Annotated in this window: 3 protein-coding genes; all 3 read right to left on the bottom strand. The window is 68.8% G+C overall.

All coding sequences use genetic code 11. The annotated features are described in order from the left end of the window. Window positions 1-161, bottom strand: a 161-nt coding sequence (locus tag JWP83_RS13540; protein ID WP_297730627.1) for a hypothetical protein, incomplete at its 3' end; no start/stop codon positions are given. Next, complete coding sequence (locus JWP83_RS13535; RefSeq protein ID WP_297730625.1) at window positions 158-1627, bottom strand: wax ester/triacylglycerol synthase family O-acyltransferase; 1470 nt, start codon at window positions 1625-1627, stop codon at window positions 158-160. The genes JWP83_RS13540 and JWP83_RS13535, both read right to left, overlap by 4 nt. Before the next feature lie 152 nt (window positions 1628-1779). Continuing rightward, window positions 1780-3036, bottom strand: a complete 1257-nt coding sequence (locus JWP83_RS13530; RefSeq protein ID WP_297730623.1) for an alpha/beta hydrolase — start codon at window positions 3034-3036, stop codon at window positions 1780-1782. Window positions 3037-3202 lie beyond the last annotated feature (166 nt).

Raw genomic sequence — 3202 nt, 5'->3', positions numbered from 1 at the left:
GTGAACCCGGCGACCAGCGTCCCATCCAGGTCGAAAAACGCGCCGATCTTGGGCCCGGCGGGACTGGCCATGATCTCGGCGACCGAGCCGGGCAACCTCATGTCGCCCGACGGCTTCTTTTGGGCGCCACGGTTTTCGGCGTGCTCTTGTGAGGCGCTCATGAGCCCGTCACCGATCGCGAGGAAAGGGCCGGCTCGGTGAATGAGGCCGGCACCGCGCGGGGCGCCGGGTCACCCGCCAACGCCAGGATCTCGTCGAAACCCTCCAGCAGGCACCGGGCGAACAGCGGCTCGTTTCGCACGGCTGCCCTGTCGTAGCGCACGCTGATGGTGCACCAGCCTCCCCGGGAAATCAGCACCACCATCATCGCCACACCGGGCAGCGGGCCGACGCCGTACTGCCGCACGACCTTTGCGCCGGCGATATAGGTGTCGCCGGGATAGACCGGGACGTTGCTGGCCTGCACGTCGGAGCCGATGAAGGAGCCGGTGATCCCCTCGAGCACCGCCGTCGGCAAGACGCTCAGCACCGGCGCGATGGAACCGATGATGTTCATCGCGGGCTCGTCGCGGCGCTGCGTCATCTGGGCGCGGATCTTGCTCATCCGGGCGACCGGATCGGCGGTACCCAGCGGCGCTGCCAGGTTGACGCCGGTGAACCGGTTGCCGCCGGCCGTGTCCGCATCGGCGCGCAGGCTCACCGGCACCGCCATGGGCAGCGTGCCGATGGGCACGCCGAGGGCCACGTGGTAGCGCCGCAGCGCGCCCGACACACCGGCCAGATAGGCGTCGTTGATCGATCCCCCGCCGGCCTTCGCGGCCCTGTGCAGGTCGGAGAGCGGGATGTCGATCGCTTCGGTGCGGGTGGCAAGGCTGCGCCGGCGCAGCAGCGGCGACGGCTCGGCGGCGCGGTTGATCACGCGCATGCCCGACATGGCGTATCCGACCGCTCCACCGACCGTGGATACCGGGTCGAGCACCGCCTTGCCGGCCGCCGACACCGCCCCGGACACCGCGCCCACGACACCGTTGACGATGGCGAACGGTAGGCGGTTGAGGCCTTGGCGCATCAGGTCATTGGGGCTCAGATCCTGCGGAATGGGTTGCGGCGGCGTCGGCCTGGGCGGCGGGTCGCGCTCGAGGTCATAGATCTCGGCGAACATCTCGACGCCGCCGACACCGTCGGTGACCGCGTGGCTGACATGCATCAGCGTCGCGGCCTTCCCGTCGGCCAGGCCCTCCACCAGGGTGGCCGTCCACAGCGGCCGCGATATGTCCATCGGCGACTGCAGGATCACCTCGGCGAGATCGAACACCTCCCGTAGCGTGCCGGACCCCGACACGCGCACGCGGCGCACGTGGAAGTCGAGGTTGAAGTCGGGATCGACCACCCAGCGCGGAGACGCCGTCGGCAACGTCGGCACGACGACCTTCTGCCGCAGCCGCAACACCCGTCGGGAGGCGTTTTCGAATCGGCTGCGAAACCGGCCCCAGTCCGGCGTCGAGTCGAGGAGTTCCAGCGCCATGATCCCCGACCGGGTCCGGGGGTTCGCTTCACCCCGATGCATCAGATAGTCAACCGGTCCAAGCTCGTCGGACAATTTAGGGGCCCCGACCGACTCAGCCATGATCATGAACTCGACGCGCCAACGTTGTCACCGCTGACCAAGCCTCCTGCCTCGGACCCGCCTCGTACCGGGCAAACGAATCGCCCACCCAACGCTAGTCGGGTTGCCGCGCTGGTGAAAGGCGCGATCCAGTCAGCGAAGCCGGGCCCGGCTCAGCTGGCCGAAGTCGCAGACAGCGGCAACGAATCCGTCAGCGAGCTGGCGCGACGACCGTAGACGACGCCCAGGAAGTCGGAGACGGCGTCGGCGGCCAACCGCGAACGGACGGTCGGGGTGATGTCGAAAGCGTGGTGCGCGTTGGCGAGTTCGGCGTAGGCCACCGTGGCGGCCCCGGCGCCGCGTAGCGCCGCGCAGAAGGCCCGGGCCTGGCCGGTGGGAACCAATTCGTCTTTCTCGCCGTGCAGGACGAAGAACGGCGGGGCCTGCCCGTGCGCGTACGTGACCGGCGATGCCGACCTGAACCGCTCCGGGTTCTCTCTGTAGCGGGTCTTGAGGACGAAGTGCTCGAGGAACGGCAGCATTATCTCGTGCATGTTCTCGAAGTCGGTGAAGTCGTAGACGCCGTAATACGGCGCGACGGCCTGGACGGTGGTGTCGGCGTCTTCGAAGCCGGGCTGGAACTGCGGGTCGTTGGGGGTGAGCGCGGCCAGCGACGCCAGGTGCCCGCCCGCGGACCCGCCGGTGATCGCCATGAAGTCGGGATCGCCGCCGTAGTCGGCGATGTTCTCGCGGACCCACGCGATCGCCCTCTTCACGTCGATGAGGTGGGTGGGAAAGGTGCAACGCGGGCTCTTGCTGTAGTTGATCGAGACGCAGATCCAGCCGAGTTCGGCCATCCGGCTCATCAGCGTGTAGGCCTGCACCCGTTTGTCGCCGACGGCCCACGCTCCTCCGGGGACCTGGATCAGCACCGGCGCGCGGCGCCCGGGCGCGAGGTCATGACGCCGCCAGATGTCGAGCAGGTGTTCGGTACCGCCGGGACCGTAGGGGATATCGGAGGTTTGCGCCGCGTACCGGCGGTGCGGCCCGCCGCCGCCGGGCCGGCGCAGCAGCCCGCCGCGCGTGACGCATTCGGACTGGGCACTGGCCGGGTGGCAGACCAGGTCACGGAAGTCCGGCCCGAAGCACTCCTCGAGCGCGGCGGTGAGGGCCTGGTCGGCTTTCTGCGCGGCCCACGAGGTGCCGACGCGGCCGATGGACGGCCGCGATACCCGGGACAACGCGTGACCGGTCAGCACGTGCGGGGGAAATTCGGTGGACAGCCAGCCGGCGAACCAGCCGACCGCGAACGGCGAGCCGCGCAGCAACACGGCGCCGGCTCGGTACGTATCTCTGGCGTCGGCCGCCAGTCGCAGTGCCTGCGCACCAGCGTGCGAGCACCGCGAAGTCAAGTTCAAGGCCACGCTCATAGCAACGCACCCCTCGACGTTATGCACACGCCTCGTTGCGGTTAACGGCTGTTTACCAGCCGATGTTGTACGTGTGTCGAGAGATCACACCATAACCGATAAGTGCGGCGCGGGAAGACCTTTCGGGCGCGTCGTGTTGGGCGAGTCTTTCGGCGAGTCGCGTTCG

The sequence above is a fragment of the Mycobacterium sp. genome (assembly GCF_025965855.1).
Lineage (GTDB): Bacteria > Actinomycetota > Actinomycetes > Mycobacteriales > Mycobacteriaceae > Mycobacterium.
This window is presented reverse-complemented; position numbering and strand designations above follow the sequence as displayed.